The 15,577-nt window shown below is 64.6% G+C and carries 19 protein-coding genes; 3 read left to right on the top strand and 16 right to left on the bottom strand.

Annotated elements, in window-relative coordinates; genetic code table 11:
* Positions 1–3: 3 nt before the first annotated feature.
* From C664_RS04860 to C664_RS04840, 5 genes are all read right to left on the bottom strand, one after another.
* Positions 4–771, bottom strand: coding sequence for a 3',5'-cyclic-nucleotide phosphodiesterase (locus C664_RS04860; protein WP_004254067.1), 768 nt, complete (start codon positions 769–771; stop codon positions 4–6).
* Positions 772–905: 134 nt separating this feature from the next.
* On the bottom strand, positions 906–1,637 hold the full coding sequence (locus C664_RS04855; protein ID WP_004254064.1) for an FHA domain-containing protein: 732 nt from the start codon (positions 1,635–1,637) through the stop codon (positions 906–908).
* A gap of 141 nt (positions 1,638–1,778) precedes the next feature.
* Positions 1,779–2,672, bottom strand: a complete 894-nt coding sequence (gene sucD, locus C664_RS04850) for a succinate--CoA ligase subunit alpha (RefSeq protein ID WP_004254060.1) — start codon at positions 2,670–2,672, stop codon at positions 1,779–1,781.
* An 11-nt stretch (positions 2,673–2,683) separates the two neighbouring features.
* A complete protein-coding gene (gene sucC, locus C664_RS04845) occupies positions 2,684–3,844 on the bottom strand; it encodes an ADP-forming succinate--CoA ligase subunit beta (protein WP_004254057.1) in 1,161 nt (386 codons plus the stop codon).
* Between the two features lie 232 nt (positions 3,845–4,076).
* Positions 4,077–4,631, bottom strand: a complete 555-nt coding sequence (locus tag C664_RS04840) for a DUF2889 domain-containing protein (RefSeq protein WP_004254055.1) — start codon at positions 4,629–4,631, stop codon at positions 4,077–4,079.
* Between the two features lie 265 nt (positions 4,632–4,896).
* Here C664_RS04840 and C664_RS04835 point away from each other — a divergent pair, with 265 nt between their 5' ends.
* Positions 4,897–6,723: a type IV pilus assembly protein FimV gene (locus C664_RS04835; protein ID WP_004254052.1), complete on the top strand. Its 1,827-nt coding sequence runs from the start codon at positions 4,897–4,899 to the stop codon at positions 6,721–6,723.
* A gap of 20 nt (positions 6,724–6,743) precedes the next feature.
* Here the strand turns inward: C664_RS04835 and C664_RS04830 are convergent, their stop codons facing one another.
* Positions 6,744–7,499, bottom strand: a complete 756-nt coding sequence (locus C664_RS04830) for a Nif3-like dinuclear metal center hexameric protein (RefSeq protein WP_004254050.1) — start codon at positions 7,497–7,499, stop codon at positions 6,744–6,746.
* A gap of 82 nt (positions 7,500–7,581) precedes the next feature.
* On the opposite strand from C664_RS04830, the gene C664_RS04825 reads away from it, so the two are divergent.
* Positions 7,582–8,742, top strand: coding sequence for a Do family serine endopeptidase (locus C664_RS04825; RefSeq protein WP_004254047.1), 1,161 nt, complete (start codon positions 7,582–7,584; stop codon positions 8,740–8,742).
* Between the two features lie 21 nt (positions 8,743–8,763).
* Here C664_RS04825 and tatC read toward each other — a convergent pair whose 3' ends face one another.
* From tatC to hisB, 10 genes are all read right to left on the bottom strand, one after another.
* Complete coding sequence (gene tatC / locus C664_RS04820) at positions 8,764–9,579, bottom strand: twin-arginine translocase subunit TatC (RefSeq protein ID WP_004254044.1); 816 nt, start codon at positions 9,577–9,579, stop codon at positions 8,764–8,766.
* Entirely contained in the window at positions 9,576–10,037 is a 462-nt protein-coding gene (gene tatB / locus C664_RS04815; RefSeq protein ID WP_004254043.1) for a Sec-independent protein translocase protein TatB, read from the bottom strand. The genes tatC and tatB overlap by 4 nt, the downstream gene beginning before the upstream one ends.
* Positions 10,038–10,133: 96 nt before the next feature.
* A complete protein-coding gene (gene tatA / locus C664_RS04810; protein WP_004254039.1) occupies positions 10,134–10,364 on the bottom strand; it encodes a Sec-independent protein translocase subunit TatA in 231 nt (76 codons plus the stop codon).
* Positions 10,365–10,374: 10 nt separating this feature from the next.
* Complete coding sequence (locus C664_RS04805) at positions 10,375–10,722, bottom strand: histidine triad nucleotide-binding protein (RefSeq protein ID WP_004254036.1); 348 nt, start codon at positions 10,720–10,722, stop codon at positions 10,375–10,377.
* Complete coding sequence (locus tag C664_RS04800) at positions 10,719–11,057, bottom strand: phosphoribosyl-ATP diphosphatase (RefSeq protein WP_004254026.1); 339 nt, start codon at positions 11,055–11,057, stop codon at positions 10,719–10,721. Before C664_RS04800 ends, C664_RS04805 begins: the two co-directional genes overlap by 4 nt.
* Entirely contained in the window at positions 11,054–11,449 is a 396-nt protein-coding gene (hisI, locus tag C664_RS04795; RefSeq protein WP_004254025.1) for a phosphoribosyl-AMP cyclohydrolase, read from the bottom strand. Before hisI ends, C664_RS04800 begins: the two co-directional genes overlap by 4 nt.
* The gene (hisF, locus tag C664_RS04790; protein ID WP_004254021.1) at positions 11,446–12,204 is read right to left on the bottom strand and encodes an imidazole glycerol phosphate synthase subunit HisF; all 759 of its coding nucleotides are present in this window, start codon (positions 12,202–12,204) and stop codon (positions 11,446–11,448) included. The genes hisI and hisF overlap by 4 nt, the downstream gene beginning before the upstream one ends.
* 22 nt (positions 12,205–12,226) lie before the next feature.
* Complete coding sequence (hisA, locus tag C664_RS04785; protein ID WP_004254018.1) at positions 12,227–12,976, bottom strand: 1-(5-phosphoribosyl)-5-[(5-phosphoribosylamino)methylideneamino]imidazole-4-carboxamide isomerase; 750 nt, start codon at positions 12,974–12,976, stop codon at positions 12,227–12,229.
* A 44-nt stretch (positions 12,977–13,020) separates the two neighbouring features.
* Positions 13,021–13,659: an imidazole glycerol phosphate synthase subunit HisH gene (gene hisH / locus C664_RS04780; protein WP_004254015.1), complete on the bottom strand. Its 639-nt coding sequence runs from the start codon at positions 13,657–13,659 to the stop codon at positions 13,021–13,023.
* A 61-nt stretch (positions 13,660–13,720) separates the two neighbouring features.
* A complete protein-coding gene (hisB, locus tag C664_RS04775) occupies positions 13,721–14,308 on the bottom strand; it encodes an imidazoleglycerol-phosphate dehydratase HisB (RefSeq protein WP_004254005.1) in 588 nt (195 codons plus the stop codon).
* A 158-nt stretch (positions 14,309–14,466) separates the two neighbouring features.
* On the opposite strand from hisB, the gene hisC reads away from it, so the two are divergent.
* Positions 14,467–15,540 carry a histidinol-phosphate transaminase gene (gene hisC, locus C664_RS04770; RefSeq protein ID WP_004254003.1) on the top strand — a complete coding sequence of 358 codons (1,074 nt, stop codon included), beginning with the start codon at positions 14,467–14,469 and terminating at the stop codon, positions 15,538–15,540.
* Positions 15,541–15,577 lie beyond the last annotated feature (37 nt).

Genomic DNA, 15,577 nt, shown 5'->3' with positions numbered 1-15,577 from the left:
GAATCAGAAATAGAGCTCCTGCCCCATTTGCAGGCGCCTGGGCTTGAGCCGTGGAGCCCCCGCCTCGATCTGCGCAATGATACGCAGGTCCGCGCCAGGTTTCAGGTGGGTGATGTGGACTTCGGGCGTGACGTGCACTTCCTCGAGCATGGCCAGCAACATGCTCGGGCACAGATGACGGCTCGCGACCGCGAGACCGTGCTGCTCGTCGGCGAACGCCGTTTCGACGATGAGATGACGCAGCGCCGGTTGGGCGTTTATCGCGGCGATCAGTTCGGGACAATAGGCGGTATCACCGGAGAACACGAGCTGCCCGTCGCCGCTGTCGAGGGCATAGGCGACGGCGGGCACCGTGTGCTGCGCGGGCAGCGCCTTGATCACGCGCCCACCCAACGAGATGCTCTCACCCAGCTTCATCGGCTGGAAGCGCATGAAGGGGTGATGACGGTCCGGAATCGCTGAGAAATCCGGCCACACGAGCCAGTTGAACACATGCGAGTGCAGGATGCGGATCGTCTCCGGCGTCGCATGCACCGTGACCGGAAGGCTGCGCGCATCGCCGACCGAGTCAATCAGCAAGGGCAGGCAGGCGATGTGATCGAGATGCGCATGGGTCAGGAAGACGTGGTCGATGCGTCTCATCGCGTCGAGCGAAAGCTCGCCCGCACCTGTCCCGCAGTCGATGAGGATGTCCTCGTCGACGAGGAACGACGTGGTGCGCGCCTGCGCCCCGCCGATTCCGCCGCTGCACCCCAACACCTTCAGTTTCATGAGCTGTCGCCGCGAAACGACCCTGCTGGATCGCGCGGCATTGGTTCCCCGTTACGTCTGCGGGAAACTTATCACCCCAGCCCCTGTGCCGGTAGGCAAAAAATCACGCTGCGGGCGGCACGCGCCGGTCATTTTCAGGCCCGCAGGAAGAATTCCATCTTGACTCCCGCGAGCTCGATGATGTCGTGATCCTTGAGCAGGCAGGCCTGGGCATCGATTGGCGCGCCGTTTACGAGCGGAAAGCTGGCACCTTCGACGTGCGTGATGAAGTAGCCATGGGGGCGCCGCGTGATGACCGCGACCTGCTTGCCCGGTTTGCCGAGGGTCGTCAGCGACTTCGTCAGTTCGAGCTCGCGGCCGGCATTGGCCCCACTGAGCACCTGGATGATCCCTAGGCGCTCGCCGGCTGCAGCAAGCGCCTTTTCGGCACGCTCGAGCGCGCCCGCGGCCACCACCTGCGTGTCACTCCCCTTCTCGCCCGCGGGGCGCGCACCGACATCGGTAGCCGTCAGCGGCAACTCGAAGGGCTTGATCGCGGCCGTCTCGATCATTTCTGAAGCGGCGAGGCCTGGCTGCGTGACATCGACGATGTACTTCAAACGGTACTTGCCGAGCTCGATGACATCGTTGTGGTGAAGGACATGCTTCTTGACGGGCTGACCATTCACGTAGGTGCCGTTCGTGCTGTTCTGATCTTCCAGAAAAGCGTCCTTGAGGATGCAGGTAATCACGGCGTGCTGTCCGCTGATGGCCAGATTGTCGATCTGGATATCGTTGTTCGGCTTGCGCCCGATCGAGGTCCGCTCCTTGTTGAGCTCGATTTCCTTGAGGACGAGACCGTCCATGCTGAGGATCAACTTCGGCATTGCCCCTACCCGTCGATTTGGTTTGCCGCAGATGCTGCGGAATTCTCACGACATTCTAACGCGGCGCCTCCACTTGGCGGGAGGCGAAAAAAAAGCGCCGGATGCACCGGCGCTTTCTCGGGTCGAGAAGGACTCGAAGGGTCAGAGCATTGCCTTGAGCAGCTTGCCCATTTCCGACGGGTTGCGCGTCACCTTGAAGCCGCACTCTTCCATGATGGCGAGCTTGGCATCGGCAGTGTCGGCGCCACCGGAGATCAGTGCGCCGGCGTGACCCATGCGCTTGCCGGCCGGCGCGGTGACACCGGCGATGAAGCCGACGATCGGCTTCTTCATGTTGGCCTTGCACCACATCGCGGCTTCGGCTTCGTCCGGACCGCCGATCTCGCCGATCATGATCACCGCATCGGTGTCCGGATCGTCGTTGAACATGCGCATCACGTCGATGTGCTTCAGACCGTTGATGGGGTCGCCGCCGATGCCGACCGCCGAGGACTGGCCGAGGCCGATCTCGGTGAGCTGCGCCACGGCTTCATAGGTCAGCGTACCGGAACGCGACACCACGCCGATGCGGCCCTTGCGGTGGATGTGGCCGGGCATGATGCCGATCTTGATCTCGTCGGGCGTGATCAGGCCGGGGCAGTTCGGGCCGAGCAGCAGGGTTTCCTTGCCGCCCTTGGCGACCTTCTGCTTCATCTTGTTGCGCACCATCAGCATGTCGCGGACGGGGATGCCTTCGGTGATGCAGATCGCCAGATCGAGATCGGCTTCGCAGGCCTCCCAGATGGCGTCGGCAGCGCCCGCCGGCGGCACGTAGATGACCGACACGGTGGCGCCGGTTTCAGCAGCGGCTTCCTTGACCGAGGCGTAGATGGGGATGTCGAAGATCTTCTCGCCCGCCTTCTTCGGGTTCACACCGGCGACGAAGCAGTTCTTGCCGTTCGCGTACTCCTGGCACTTCTCGGTGTGGAACTGACCGGTCTTGCCAGTGATGCCCTGGGTGATGACCTTGGTGTCTTTGTTGATCAGGATGGACATTCAAACTCTCCTTACTTGACCGCAGCGACGATCTTGGTCGCAGCTTCCGCCATGGTGTCGGCGGTGATGATCGGCAGGCCCGATTCGGCGAGGATCTTCTTGCCGAGCTCTTCGTTGGTGCCCTTCATGCGCACCACGAGCGGGACGGAGAGGTGAACTTCCTTGGCCGCCGCGACCACGCCGGTAGCGATGGTGTCGCAACGCATGATGCCGCCGAAGATGTTGACCAGGATGCCCTTGACCTTGGGGTTCTTGAGCATGATCTTGAAGGCTTCGGTGACCTTCTCGGTGGTCGCGCCACCGCCGACGTCGAGGAAGTTGGCCGGCTCGGCGCCGAACAGCTTGATCGTGTCCATGGTGGCCATCGCCAGACCGGCGCCGTTGACCAGGCAGCCGATGTTGCCGTCGAGGCTGATGTAGGCGAGGTCGAACTTGGAGGCTTCGATCTCGTCGGCGTCCTCTTCGTCGAAGTCGCGGAAGTCGACGATCTCCGGGTGGCGGTAGAGGGCGTTGGAGTCGAAGTTGAACTTGGCGTCCAGGGCCTTGATGTTGCCGTTGCCTTCGAGGATCAGCGGGTTGATTTCCGCCAGCGAGGCATCGGTTTCCATGTAGCAGGTGTACAGGCGCTTGAGCGTATCGACCGCCTTGGCCACCGACGCCTCGGGCACGCCGATGCCGCGGGCCAGGGTCTCGGCCTGCGCGTCGGTCAGGCCGACGAGCGGATCGACGAACTCCTTGAGGATCTTCTCGGGGGTGCTGTGGGCGACCTCCTCGATGTCCATGCCGCCCTCGGAAGAGGCCATGATGGCGACTTTCTGCGTGGCGCGGTCGGTCAGTGCGGCGACGTAATATTCCTTCTGGATGTCGGCGCCTTCCTCGATCAGGAGGTTGCGGACCTTCTGGCCTTCGGGGCCAGTCTGGTGGGTGACCAGTTGCATGCCGAGGATGTCGTTGGCGTACTGGCGCACTTCATCCAGGGAGCGGGCCAGCTTGACGCCACCACCCTTGCCGCGACCACCCGCGTGAATCTGGGCCTTCACCACCCAGATCTTGCCGCCAAGCTCTTCGGCCGCCTTGACCGCCGCATCGACGGAAACGCAATGGAAGCCGCGCGGCGTGACGACGCCATACTTCCTCAGTAGTTCTTTTGCCTGATACTCATGAATCTTCATGGTTGCCCTTCGATCGAAGCCGCGACGGCGAGCCCGTCGCGAACAGGTTGATGGCATGCTTAGGAGCGCAGATGCTCAGCGACAGGCGTCGTCTCCCTCGACCGCCACCCACCGCCGCCGACAGGAAAGCCGGCCTGAACTTCCGGCTGGCACGCACGAGTACGTGTTTACCGCAAGACTCCATAATTATAACCAGTTTTGCGCAGTGCACAGTGCCCGCTCAACGGGCCGCTCAGGCGGTCTCGTCCTGCCCGCGGTACCACTTCGGGTAGTAGCGCCGCACGGCTTCACCCGCGGTGTCGAGCGCATGACAGCGGTCGAGTTGTGGCGGCTTGCCGGCGCTGTCATCCGTGTCGCGGCTGAAGGTGGCCACAGTCTGGATGGCGGCAGTGGGCAGCGACTGCAGCATCTCGGTCATGTGCGAGCAGCCCAGCGTTTCGCCGAACATCTCATTGACCGTGCGGCGGAACCCACGCACGAGATTGAGCCCCACCAGCCTCGCGTAACGCGGCCCGATCGTGTCGCAGTTGCCCGGATAGGGCACCTCGTCCGAACAGGCGACCGCCTCGACGATGTTGAAGGCCGCATCGAAAGTAACGCGCACCCGCATCAGATGCACGGGCACGCCCGCCGGGCGCATACCCGAGGCGATCGGATAATCGACGTCCTTGACGTCCGTCAGCGACGCCTCGAGGTCGTAGAGACCATCCTCTCGCAGGAAGCCCTCGACCTCGATGCGACGAGTGTGAAAGCGCCGACGAGGCGCCGTGGGAACAGGTAGCGGCATCTTCGTTTCGCGTACGGTGGCGTATGGGGCAGTTGATCTTAACCGATTGCAGACACCTTAAGGAATGTCGAAGCCCCCTTGCAAATCCCCGGCGCAGCACACCATAGTTCACGCCGCGCGTGGCGCGCGGCACACAAGCCTGCCGCATATGCTGGAAGCCACGACCGGACTCTGCTAAAAGCAAGCTATCGCATCCAGACCGCCGGAAGTGCGGACAATGAGAACAACACCGATACGCACCGCAGTGGCGCTAGCCACCACCCTCATGTTTTCATCGCCCAGCGTCCTCGCGTCGGTGTTGGGCGACGTCGTGTCGCTGTCGCCCATCGGCGAGCCACTACGCGCCGAGATCCGCATCGTCGGCGGGTTCGACCAAGAGACCGCAAATTGCCTGCGCATTGGCGCCGCCGGGGATGACGCGGGCGACCTGCCCTGGGTCGCCGGCGCGCGACTGTCCGTGATTGGCGGCGCCAGTCCGCGTGTCGCGGTGACCACTTCCCGCGCCATCAACGAGCCCGTCGTGCGCGTGGCCTTGGAGGACGTGTGCGAGAACCGCCTGCGGCGCGAGTACACCCTGCTCCTGCCCTATCCGGTCTCGACGCCGGCAGCGCCCGCTTCACCCGTACAACAAACCTCGAGGCCAGCCCCGGCGAAGAACCCCCCAGGCACCGGGCGCACCTGGACCACCGCGCCGGGAGAATCGCTCGACTCGCTCGCACATTCGCTGTATCCCGACGATGCCGCGGCCCGGCGTCGTTTCATGCGCGCAACGGCGGCGGCCAACCCTGGCCTGTTCGAGCAAGCCGGCTCGCAAGCCCTTCCCCTTCCGGCTGGCACCACACTGGCGGTACCCGACTTGCGCACCCTTTCCAGCGGTGCGCCAGCAAAGCGGACGGACAAACCGCGCGCCGCACAAGCGCAGACGCCCGCCGCCTCCAGGCCACCCGGCCCAGCAGCGGGAACGCCTGCTGTCGCAGCGGCACAACCGCCGCGGAGCGACACCCGCGACCGCGTCATCGTCGAGAGCGACAAACCGACAGCCGCTCCCGCCGGGGCGGCAGCAACGGCATCCGGCGAAGCGCCCGGCTCCAGGGCGTCGGAACTGCTCGAACGCGAGCGCAAGCTCGCTGCGGCGATCGATCGCAGCATCATCGCCGAGATGGAGTTGCTGGCACGCATCAAGGAACTGGAAGAGGCTCGCGATCGGCTGCAGGCCCGCATCGAGGCACTTGACCAGGCCGCGATGCAAGCAAGCGCGCCAGCAGTCCCCGCTGCCACATCGCCGGGCACTCCAGAAGACGCGCCCGCGAGCAGCCCGGATCATCGCGACACGTATCTGATTGCAGGGCTGGCCATAGCAGCCCTCGCGCTTGCCATGGCGCTGCGCCGTCGCCGTCCGACATCACCGGGACTCGCGACCGCGACCGCGCCCACGGCTCGCGACGATCAGCCGCCAGCGCCCGCCCAGCCTGCCAGCCCTGTACACGAACGCAACGCTGTCGCCGTCGACGCGCCAACACCACAAGCCTCGCCCCGGCGCTACGACGAAGGCATCGACTGGAGCACTTCGACCCTCCTCCCCATCGGAGGTTACGCAGTCGACCACCCCTCGGACGACGCAGGCGAGGAGCACCGGTCAGCCGTGGAACTTGCCGAGATCATGGTGAGCTTCGGCCGACTGCACGGTGCTGCGGACACGCTCGCCGAATTCATTCGCGGCAACCCGAAGCAAGCCGTCACCCCCTGGCTGAAACTGCTCGAAGTCTATCGAGCCGCAGGTTTGCGGGAGGACTTCGGTGCCGTCGCACGCGAGCTGAACAAGACCTTCAACGTCCTCGCCGTAACCTGGGACAACTACGACGCCATCAGACACAACGCGATCCAGCTCGAAGACATACCGCACATCGCCACACGCGTGCAGCAGCTGTGGGGCACCCGCGAGTGCCAGGCCTACCTGCAGCACCTGCTGCGCGACAATCGTGACGGTTCCCGTGCCGGGTTCCCGTTCACGGTCATCGACGACATCCTGATGCTGTCGGCCGTGCTCGAGCAGGAGCTGGGCACCTACCGCGCAGCGCCGACCCAAGCCTGAGGCAGGCCGGCGCTGCGCGCTCACACCGGATTCGGCAGATCGATGAAGTCGGCCGCGAGACCGAGGCTGTCGCCGAGATAAGCCGCGATCGCGCGAGCACCATAGCGCTCGGTCGCATGATGACCGGCCGCGATGTAGGGCACGCCTGACTCACGGGCAAGATGAACGGTCTGCTCCGAGATCTCGCCCGACACGTAGAGATCCGCACCGGCCGCAATGGCCTGCTCGAAGAAGCCCTGGGCGCCGCCGGTGCACCACGCCACCCGTCTCACCTTGCGCGCGCCGTCACCGACGAGCAGCGGGTCACGCCCCAGCCGCGCCGCGATCGAGCGCCCAAGTTGCTCGGCCGACTCTGGCGCGTCCGATTCGGCGGGCCGACCGATCCAGCCCAGCTCCTGATCGGCGAAGCGGCCGTCCGGCCGCCATCCCATCAAGCGCCCCAGCTGCGCGTTGTTACCGAGTTCCGGATGCAGATCGAGCGGCAGATGATAGGCAATCAGGCTGATGTCATTGGCGAGCAAGGTCTTGAGCCGCTGGCGCCGGATGCCATTGACCCGCCCATCTTCGCCTTTCCAGAAGTAGCCGTGATGCACGAACACCGCGTCATATCCGCCGGCAACGGCATGATCGAGCAAGTGCTGGCTCGCCGTCACACCGCACAGCACGCGGCGCACCTCGCCCCGTCCTTCCACTTGCAAACCGTTTGGGCAATAATCCTTCACGCGTGAAGCGTCGAGCAGGGCGTCGAGACGCTCGATGAGCTCGATGAGTTGCATGCTCCCTCCATTCCCTTCCGGGGTCCGACGGGCATCCTTGCGACGGAGGCCCGGACACCCTCAGCCATTCGAGTTCATCATTATGCGCCGTCTGTGGCTCATCTTCGCCCAGGCCGTGACCATCAGCGTCGCGGGGCTCTTCGTCCTGAGTACACTCAAACCCGAGTGGCTCCGCGACACGGCACCCGCATCGGTAGTGGCCATCCTCGAAGCCCCGAGCGCAGACGGAGAACGACCTCCCGCAGCAGGCTCCTATGCGGCGGCAGCGCAGCGCTCGATGCCGGCGGTCGTGCACATTTTCACCAGCAAGGCCGGCGTCGCCCCGGGCCACCCGCTACTCGACGATCCGGTGTTCCGGCACTTCTTCGGCGAACGGCCGAACAACGGCCCCAGCCAGCGCCAGTCCGGACTGGGATCGGGCGTGATCGTGAGCCCGGACGGCTACATCATCACCAACAACCACGTCATCGAGACGGCCGACCAGATTGAGATCGCGCTCAACGACGGGCGCAAGTTCGGCGCTCGGCTGATCGGACGCGACCCGGAAACCGACCTCGCGGTGCTCAAGATCGACACCGATGGCCAATTGCCGGTGATCACGCTTGCAGCGAGCGATGCGCTGAGCGTCGGCGACGTCGTCCTGGCGATCGGCAACCCCTTCGGCGTTGGCCAGACCGTCACGATGGGCATCGTCTCGGCGCTTGGCCGCAGCCAGCTCGGGATCAATACGTTCGAGAATTACATCCAGACCGACGCGGCAATCAACCCGGGCAACTCGGGCGGCGCCCTCGTCGACAACGGCGGCAACCTGGTGGGGATCAATACGGCGATCTATTCGCGCTCGGGCGGCTCGCTCGGCATCGGCTTCGCCATTCCCGTGTCGATCGCGCGCAACGTGCTCGAGCAGATCGTCGCCACCGGCGAGGTCACGCGTGGCTGGGTCGGGGTGGAAATTCAGGACATCACGCCGGAACTGGCGGAGTCGTTCGGCCTTGCCGACACCCGCGGCGCGCTGATTGCAGGCGTGCTGCGCGCCAGCCCGGCAGACCGCGCCGGCATCAAGCCGGGCGACGTGCTGATCGCCGTCGGCGGCGAAACCGTGCGCGACCCCAAGGCCATGCTGGATCTGGTGGCAGCCCTGCCGCCGGGACGCCGCGCAAGCTTCCTCGTGCGCCGCGGCGATCGGGAGGTTGAACTGACGGTGGAAGTGGGCCGACGCCCAACGCCGGCGCCCAGCCGCTGAGCCCTTTCCCGGGAAGCGCGATCAACCCTTGTCGCTACGCTCGCTGGCTTCGATCCGGTCGAGTTCGCGGTCCATGTCCTCGATGGACGGCGCGACGTAGGCGCTTTCGGCTGCAGCAGGCACAGGCTTCGACATCCAGCCCGCCAGGATGATGCCCAGTTCGTACAGCAGACACATCGGGATTGCGAGCATGAGCTGCGAGATCACGTCGGGCGGCGTCACGATCGCTGCAATCACGAACGCACCGACGATGACGTAGGGACGAACCTCCTTGAGCTTGGCGACATCGACGATGCCCGCCTTGACGAGCAGGATGACCGCCACCGGCACCTCGAAGGTCACGCCGAAAGCGATGAACATCGACATCACGAAGGACAGGTATTGCTCGATATCCGGCGCTGGCACGATGCTCTTCGGCGCGAATTCGGCGATGAACTTGAATACCATGCCGAACACGAAGAAGTAGCAGAAGGCCATGCCGATGATGAAGAGCAGTGTGCTACCCGCGACCAGCGGGAGCGCCATGCGCTTCTCGTGTGCATACAGGCCTGGGGCGATGAAGGCCCAGGCCTGAAAGAGCACCCAGGGCAGCGCCAGCACGAAGGCGACCATCATGGTGACCTTCACCGGCACGAAGAAGGGCGTCACGACGCCCGTGGCGATCATGTGCGTACCCTCGGGCAAGGTGTCCATCATCGGCTTGGCGAGGATGTCGTAAATGTCTCCCGCCCAGGGCATCAGGCAGACGAAGACAACCACCACGACCAACAATGCACGGATCAGGCGATCGCGCAGCTCGACCAGGTGGGAGATAAAGGTTTCCTGTTGAGTGCTCATGCCTTGGTCTTGTCAGCCGCCCCTGCCGCAGCAGCCTGACCGGCTGCCGGATCGAGTCCGAGTTCGAGTTGCGCATCGGCCGGCCCAGCCGGCGCGGACGCCGTCTGCCCGAGCAGCTGCGACGCGGCTACCGCACCGGCCGCCGACGCCGGCGCGTCGGGCAGCATCGAGCGAACCTCGCTTGCCGTGCGATTCACCTCGGACTCGACACCGGCCGCTCCCGCGCGCACCGACGACTCGAGTTCCTGCGCCTGCTGCTTGACCTGTTCCTGCAGCTTCTTCAGTTCTTCGAGCTGCATTTCGCGCTGGATGTCCGACTTCACGTCGGACACATAGCGCTGGACGCGCCCGAGGAGATGACCGGCCGTGCGTGCGACCTTGGGCAGCCGCTCGGGGCCGACCACGACGAGCATCACCACGCCGATGACGATGAGTTCCGAAAAGCCGAAGTCGAACATGTTCTGCCGCTTGAGATGCGGTCACGCCGCAGCATGCCGCACGAAAACGAAGGGGCGCTCCAGTCAGGGCGCCCCTCCTACTTCGAGACGCGAAGCTCAGGAAGCGGTCTTGTCGACCTTCTCCCGCGCCTCACCCTCGATCGTCTGACCGCCCGCAATCTTCTGCTGGGAGGCATCGGCGGCATTCTCGCCTTCCTTCATGCCGTCCTTGAAACCCTTGACCGCACCACCGAGGTCCGAACCGATGTTGCGCAGCTTCTTCGTTCCGAACACCAGCAGGACGATGACCAGAACGATCAGCCAGTGCCAGATGCTGAATGAACCCATACCGCTCTCCTTAACGCTTCAACATGGGCGGCAGGGGATTGGGGCCACCCACAATGTGAAGGTGCAGATGATACACCTCCTGCAACCCAACCCTTCCGGTATTCACGATGGTCCGGAAGCCATCCGTACACCCCTGTTCGCGCGCGATCCTGCCCGCTGCAACCATGAGACGCCCCATGGCCGCCTCGTCTTCCTCATCGAGGTGTGCCATCGAGTCGACATGCACCTTCGGGACCACCAGCACGTGCACCGGCGCAACCGGATTGATGTCATGGAAGGCGAAGACATGCTCGTCCTCGTAGACCTTCTTCGACGGGATCTCGCCGCGGACGATGCGACAAAAGATGCAGTCGCTCATGAGTCCGCCTGCTGTGCCGTACGCGACTTCTTCTCGTCGATGCCCGACACGCCCTCGCGGCGGCGGAACTCGGCCAGCACGTCCTCGACCGACAGCCCGTGATGCGCCAACAGCACCATCGAGTGGAACCACAGGTCCGTGACCTCCCAGACCAGGTGCAGCATGTCCTTGTCCTTGGCGGCCATGATCGTCTCGGCGGCCTCTTCCGCCACCTTCTTGCAGATGGTGTCGGTACCCTTGGCGTACAGGCTGGAGACATAGGAAGAATCGGGGTCGGCCTTCTTGCGCGCGACCAGTGTATCGGACACGCGACGCAGCACTTCGATATCGATCACTTGTAGATCTCCTGCGGGTCTTTCAAAACCGGTTCGACAGCCTCCCAGCGGCCATCGTCGAAATACTTCTGGAAGAAGCAGCTGTGGCGCCCGGTATGGCAGGCGATGCCGCCGACCTGCTCGATCTTGAGCAAGACCACGTCGTTGTCGCAGTCGATGCGGATGTCGAGCACCTTTTGCACATGGCCGGACTCCTCGCCCTTGTGCCAAAGCTTACGCCGCGAACGTGACCAGTAGATGGCTTCGCCCGTCTCGGCGGTGCGCTGCAGCGCCTCACGGTTCATCCACGCGAACATCAGCACATCGCCACTCGACGCTTCCTGCGCGACCACCGGCACCAGGCCATGCTCGTCCCACTTGACCTCGTTCAGCCAGCGCGTGTCCTCGCTCACAGTCTCACCTCGATGCCGCGCGCGCGCATCAACTCCTTCGCCTCACGCACCGTGTGCTGCCCAAAATGGAAGATGCTTGCGGCCAGCACCGCGTCCGCACGCCCCTCGGAGACGCCCTCGGCCAGATGCTCGAGGGTACCGACACCACCACTGGCGATGACCGGAATGCGCACGGCGTCCGACACTGCGCGCGTCAGCGCGAGATCGAAGCCGCTCTTGGTGCCGTCGCGATCCATGCTGGTCAGCAGGATCTCGCCCGCACCCAGCGATTCAACCTTGCGTGCCCAGTCGATGGCATCGAGACCGGTATTCTTGCGACCGCCATGAGTGAATACCTCCCACTTGCCCGGCGCCGTCTGCTTGGCGTCGATCGCCACGACGATGCATTGGCTGCCAACCTTGCTCGAGGCATCGTGCACCAGTTGCGGGTTATTGACCGCCGCGGTGTTCATGCTGACCTTGTCCGCGCCGGCATTCAGCAGCCTGCGCACGTCGTCGACCACGCGCACGCCGCCACCCACGGTGAGGGGAATGAACACCTGCTCGGCGACCTGCTCGACGACATGCAGGATGATGTCGCGATCGTCGGAACTCGCCGTGATGTCGAGGAAGGTCAGTTCGTCGGCGCCCTGCTCGTCGTAGCGGCGGGCGATCTCGACCGGGTCACCCGCGTCCCGCAGCTCGACGAAATTGACACCCTTGACGACGCGCCCGGCACTCACGTCCAGGCAGGGAATGATACGTTTGGCCAGCATCAGCAGCGCTCGGCGGCGAGGTTCATTCGGACACCCCGTTGAGTTCGTCGGCACGAGCCTGGGCCGCGGCGAAATCGAGCGTACCCTCGTAGATGGCGCGCCCGGTGATTGCCCCCATCACGCCCTCGTCCTCGACTGCGCAGAGCGCGTCGATGTCGCGCAGGTCGGTGATGCCGCCACTGGCGATGACCGGGATGCGGAGCGCGCGCGCCAGACGTACCGTGGCTTCGATGTTCACGCCGGACAGCATGCCGTCGCGCCCGATATCGGTGTAGATCACCGACTCGACGCCGTAGTCCTCGAACTTCTTCGCCAGATCGACGACGTCGTGGCCGGTGAGTTTGGACCAGCCATCGACCGCGACCTTCCCGTCCTTGGCATCGAGGCCCACGATGATGTGCCCGGGGAAGGCGCCACAGGCGTCATGCAGGAAGCCCGGATTCTTCACCGCGGCAGTGCCGATGATCACGTAGCTGATGCCGTTGTCCAGGTAATGCTCGATGGTGTCGAGGTCGCGGATGCCCCCACCCAACTGCACCGGGATGTCGTCGCCGACCACGTCGGTGATCGCGCGGATGGCCGCACCGTTCTTGGGCTTTCCGGCGAAGGCGCCGTTCAGGTCCACCAGGTGCAGGCGACGGGCGCCAGCGTCGATCCAGTGGCGCGCCATGGCACCGGGATCTTCGGAAAACACCGTAGCGTCCTCCATTTCGCCTTGCTTGAGGCGAACACACTGACCGTCCTTGAGGTCGATGGCGGGAATGAGCAGCATACCGGTATCTGAAGTAGTGGAACGGGGATGTGGGGCGGCAGCGCTCAGGGCTGCCAGCGGATGAAGTTGGCCAGCAGCCGGAGTCCGGCAGCCGCGCTCTTTTCGGGGTGGAACTGGGCCGCGAAGATATTAGCCCGCGCTACCGCACTGGTAAAGCGAACGCCATAATCGGTCTCGGCCGCGGTCAGCGCCGGATCGGCCGGCGCAACGAAATAGCTGTGCACGAAGTAGAAGCGCTCACCGTCCGGGATGCCGTCCCACATCGGGTGCGCACCCCGCTGCCAGACCTCGTTCCAGCCCATGTGCGGCACCTTCAGCCGGCCGCCATCGGCCGCCCGCATCTTCGCCTCGGGAAAGCGTACGACATCGCCGGACAGGATGCCCAATCCGGGGACGTCGCCTTCGGCACTGTGCTCGAACAGCATCTGCTGGCCGATGCAGATGCCCAGAAAGGGCTTGCCCGCAGCGGCATCCACAACGGCCTGGCGCAGGCCGCGTGCATCGAGTTCGCGCATGCAGTCGGGCATGGCGCCCTGACCGGGGAACACGACCCGCTCCGCAGCCGCAACGCGCGCCGGCTCGGAGGTGATGAAGACGTCGTGGCCGGGTGCCACATGCTCGATCGCCTTGGCGACCGAGCGCAGGTTGCCCATGCCGTAATCGATGATGGCCACGGTGGTCATCGGCTTGACTCGCTATCGAACAGGAGGGCGGCCGTCGAATACGGCCGCGAGGAAAAGTCGCTCAGAGCGCGCCCTTCGTGGAGGGGATGGTGCCGGCTGCGCGCTCGTCGGCCTCGGCAGCCATGCGCAGCGCGCGTGCGAATGCCTTGAACACCGTCTCGCACTGATGATGCGCATTTTCACCGCGCAGGTTGTCGATGTGGAGCGTGACACCGGCGTGATTGACGAAACCCTGAAAGAACTCGCGCGCCAGGTCGACATCGAAATTGCCGATGCGGGCCCGCGTGTAGGCGACGAAGTAATGCAGCCCCGGCCGACCGGAAAAGTCCACCACCACGCGCGACAGTGCCTCGTCCAGCGGCACATAGGCATGACCGTAACGGCGCAGGCCCTTCTTGTCGCCGATTGCCTTGGCAAAGGCCTGGCCCAGCGCAATGCCGACATCCTCGACAGTGTGATGGTCGTCGATATGCGTGTCGCCCTCGCAGTGGATGTCGAGGTCGATCAGGCCATGGCGGACGATCTGATCGAGCATGTGGTCGAAAAAGGGAACGCCCGTATCGAGCTTGCCCTTGCCCGTGCCATCGAGATTGATGCGCACTGAGATCTTCGTCTCGAGGGTATTGCGAGTGACTTCGGCTTGCCGCATGACTGGCTGATGGCTCCAGGGTGACAGGTGCCGGGCATGATAACATCGCCCGGCAAATTGACTGCAACGCACGGACTCTGGCGTAGACCAGCGCCACGCCATTGCGTTGCCGACCTGCCACCCGATCCCCTGCTCGCCTTCCTTTTGCAGACGAAATCATGAGCCGCTTCTGGAGCGCCGTCGTACACGGCCTGACCCCCTACGTCCCGGGCGAACAGCCCAAGCTCGACAACCTGGTCAAGCTCAACACCAACGAGCACCCCTATGGCCCCTCGCCCAAGGCGCTTGAGGCGATCCGGGCGGCGACGGGTGATTCCCTGCGCCTCTATCCCGACCCGAACGCGGACGCCCTCAAGGCCGCGCTCGCCAGACGCCACGGCCTTCAGCCAAAAAAGATCTTCGTTGGCAACGGCTCCGACGAGGTGCTCGCGCACGCATTCATGGCGCTGCTCAAACAGGATCGTCCGCTGTGGTTCCCCGACATCAGCTACAGCTTCTACCCGGTCTACTGCGGGCTGTACGACATCGCACACCGCATGATCCCGCTGGCGGAGGACTTCTCGATCCGGGCCGATGACTATCTTCCGCAGGGGGGCGAACGCCCGGGCGCGATCATTTTCCCGAACCCCAACGCGCCGACCGGCCGCCTGCTGCCGCTGGCCGCGGTCGAGTGCATCGTCGCCGGCAACCCGGACGCGGTGGTGCTGGTGGACGAGGCCTATGTGGACTTTGGCGGCGAGAGCGCGATCGGTCTGATCGACAGGTATCCGAACCTGCTCGTGGTGCATACCTTCTCGAAGAGCCGCTCGCTCGCTGGCCTGCGAGTCGGTTTTGCCGCGGGGCATGCGGACCTGATCGAGGCGCTGGAGCGGGTCAAGAACAGCTTCAATTCCTACCCGCTCGACCGGCTGGCGATTGCGGGCGCGGTGGCGTCGGTCGAGGATGAGGCGTTCTTCCAGGAGAGTTGCCGCAAGGTCATCGCAACGCGCGAGAAGCTGGTGGCCGACATGCGGGCGCTGGGCTTCGAGGTGCTGCCCTCGGCAGCAAACTTCATCTTCGCCCGCCATCCGCAGCGCGATGGGGCCGAGCTCACTGCCGAGTTGCGCAAGCGCGCGATCATCGTGCGCCACTTCAAGGCGGCGCGGATCGATCAGTTCATGCGGATCACGATCGGCACCGACGAGCAGTGCGGCATTCTGGTCGGGGCACTGAAGGACATTCTCGGCCGCTGAGACACCTCGGCGCGTCTCGGCGGCTTGGCTCCAACCC

Origin of the sequence: Thauera sp. 63 (assembly GCF_000310165.2) — a bacterium.
Taxonomy (GTDB): Bacteria; Pseudomonadota; Gammaproteobacteria; order Burkholderiales; family Rhodocyclaceae; genus Thauera; species Thauera humireducens.
Note: the sequence above shows the minus strand (reverse complement) of the source record. Positions and strands in the feature narration are given on the sequence as shown.

Excerpts from the sequence above, each read along its gene's own strand:
- sucD (WP_004254060.1), bottom strand. The coding sequence starts at position 2,672 with ATGTCCATCCTGATCAACAAAGACACCAAGGTCATCACCCAGGGCATC.
- hisH (WP_004254015.1), bottom strand. The coding sequence starts at position 13,659 with ATGACCACCGTGGCCATCATCGATTACGGCATGGGCAACCTGCGCTCG.
- hisF (WP_004254021.1), bottom strand. The coding sequence starts at position 12,204 with ATGCTGGCCAAACGTATCATTCCCTGCCTGGACGTGAGTGCCGGGCGC.
- tatC (WP_004254044.1), bottom strand. The coding sequence starts at position 9,579 with ATGAGCACTCAACAGGAAACCTTTATCTCCCACCTGGTCGAGCTGCGC.
- C664_RS04855 (WP_004254064.1), bottom strand. The coding sequence starts at position 1,637 with ATGCCGAAGTTGATCCTCAGCATGGACGGTCTCGTCCTCAAGGAAATC.
- hisA (WP_004254018.1), bottom strand. The coding sequence starts at position 12,976 with ATGCTGCTCATTCCCGCCATCGACCTCAAGGACGGTCAGTGTGTTCGC.
- C664_RS04840 (WP_004254055.1), bottom strand. The coding sequence starts at position 4,631 with ATGCCGCTACCTGTTCCCACGGCGCCTCGTCGGCGCTTTCACACTCGT.
- C664_RS04835 (WP_004254052.1), top strand. The coding sequence starts at position 4,897 with ATGTTTTCATCGCCCAGCGTCCTCGCGTCGGTGTTGGGCGACGTCGTG.
- sucC (WP_004254057.1), bottom strand. The coding sequence starts at position 3,844 with ATGAAGATTCATGAGTATCAGGCAAAAGAACTACTGAGGAAGTATGGC.
- tatA (WP_004254039.1), bottom strand. The coding sequence starts at position 10,364 with ATGGGTTCATTCAGCATCTGGCACTGGCTGATCGTTCTGGTCATCGTC.
- hisB (WP_004254005.1), bottom strand. The coding sequence starts at position 14,308 with ATGCGGCAAGCCGAAGTCACTCGCAATACCCTCGAGACGAAGATCTCA.
- C664_RS04805 (WP_004254036.1), bottom strand. The coding sequence starts at position 10,722 with ATGAGCGACTGCATCTTTTGTCGCATCGTCCGCGGCGAGATCCCGTCG.
- tatB (WP_004254043.1), bottom strand. The coding sequence starts at position 10,037 with ATGTTCGACTTCGGCTTTTCGGAACTCATCGTCATCGGCGTGGTGATG.
- C664_RS04825 (WP_004254047.1), top strand. The coding sequence starts at position 7,582 with ATGCGCCGTCTGTGGCTCATCTTCGCCCAGGCCGTGACCATCAGCGTC.
- C664_RS04860 (WP_004254067.1), bottom strand. The coding sequence starts at position 771 with ATGAAACTGAAGGTGTTGGGGTGCAGCGGCGGAATCGGCGGGGCGCAG.
- hisC (WP_004254003.1), top strand. The coding sequence starts at position 14,467 with ATGAGCCGCTTCTGGAGCGCCGTCGTACACGGCCTGACCCCCTACGTC.
- C664_RS04830 (WP_004254050.1), bottom strand. The coding sequence starts at position 7,499 with ATGCAACTCATCGAGCTCATCGAGCGTCTCGACGCCCTGCTCGACGCT.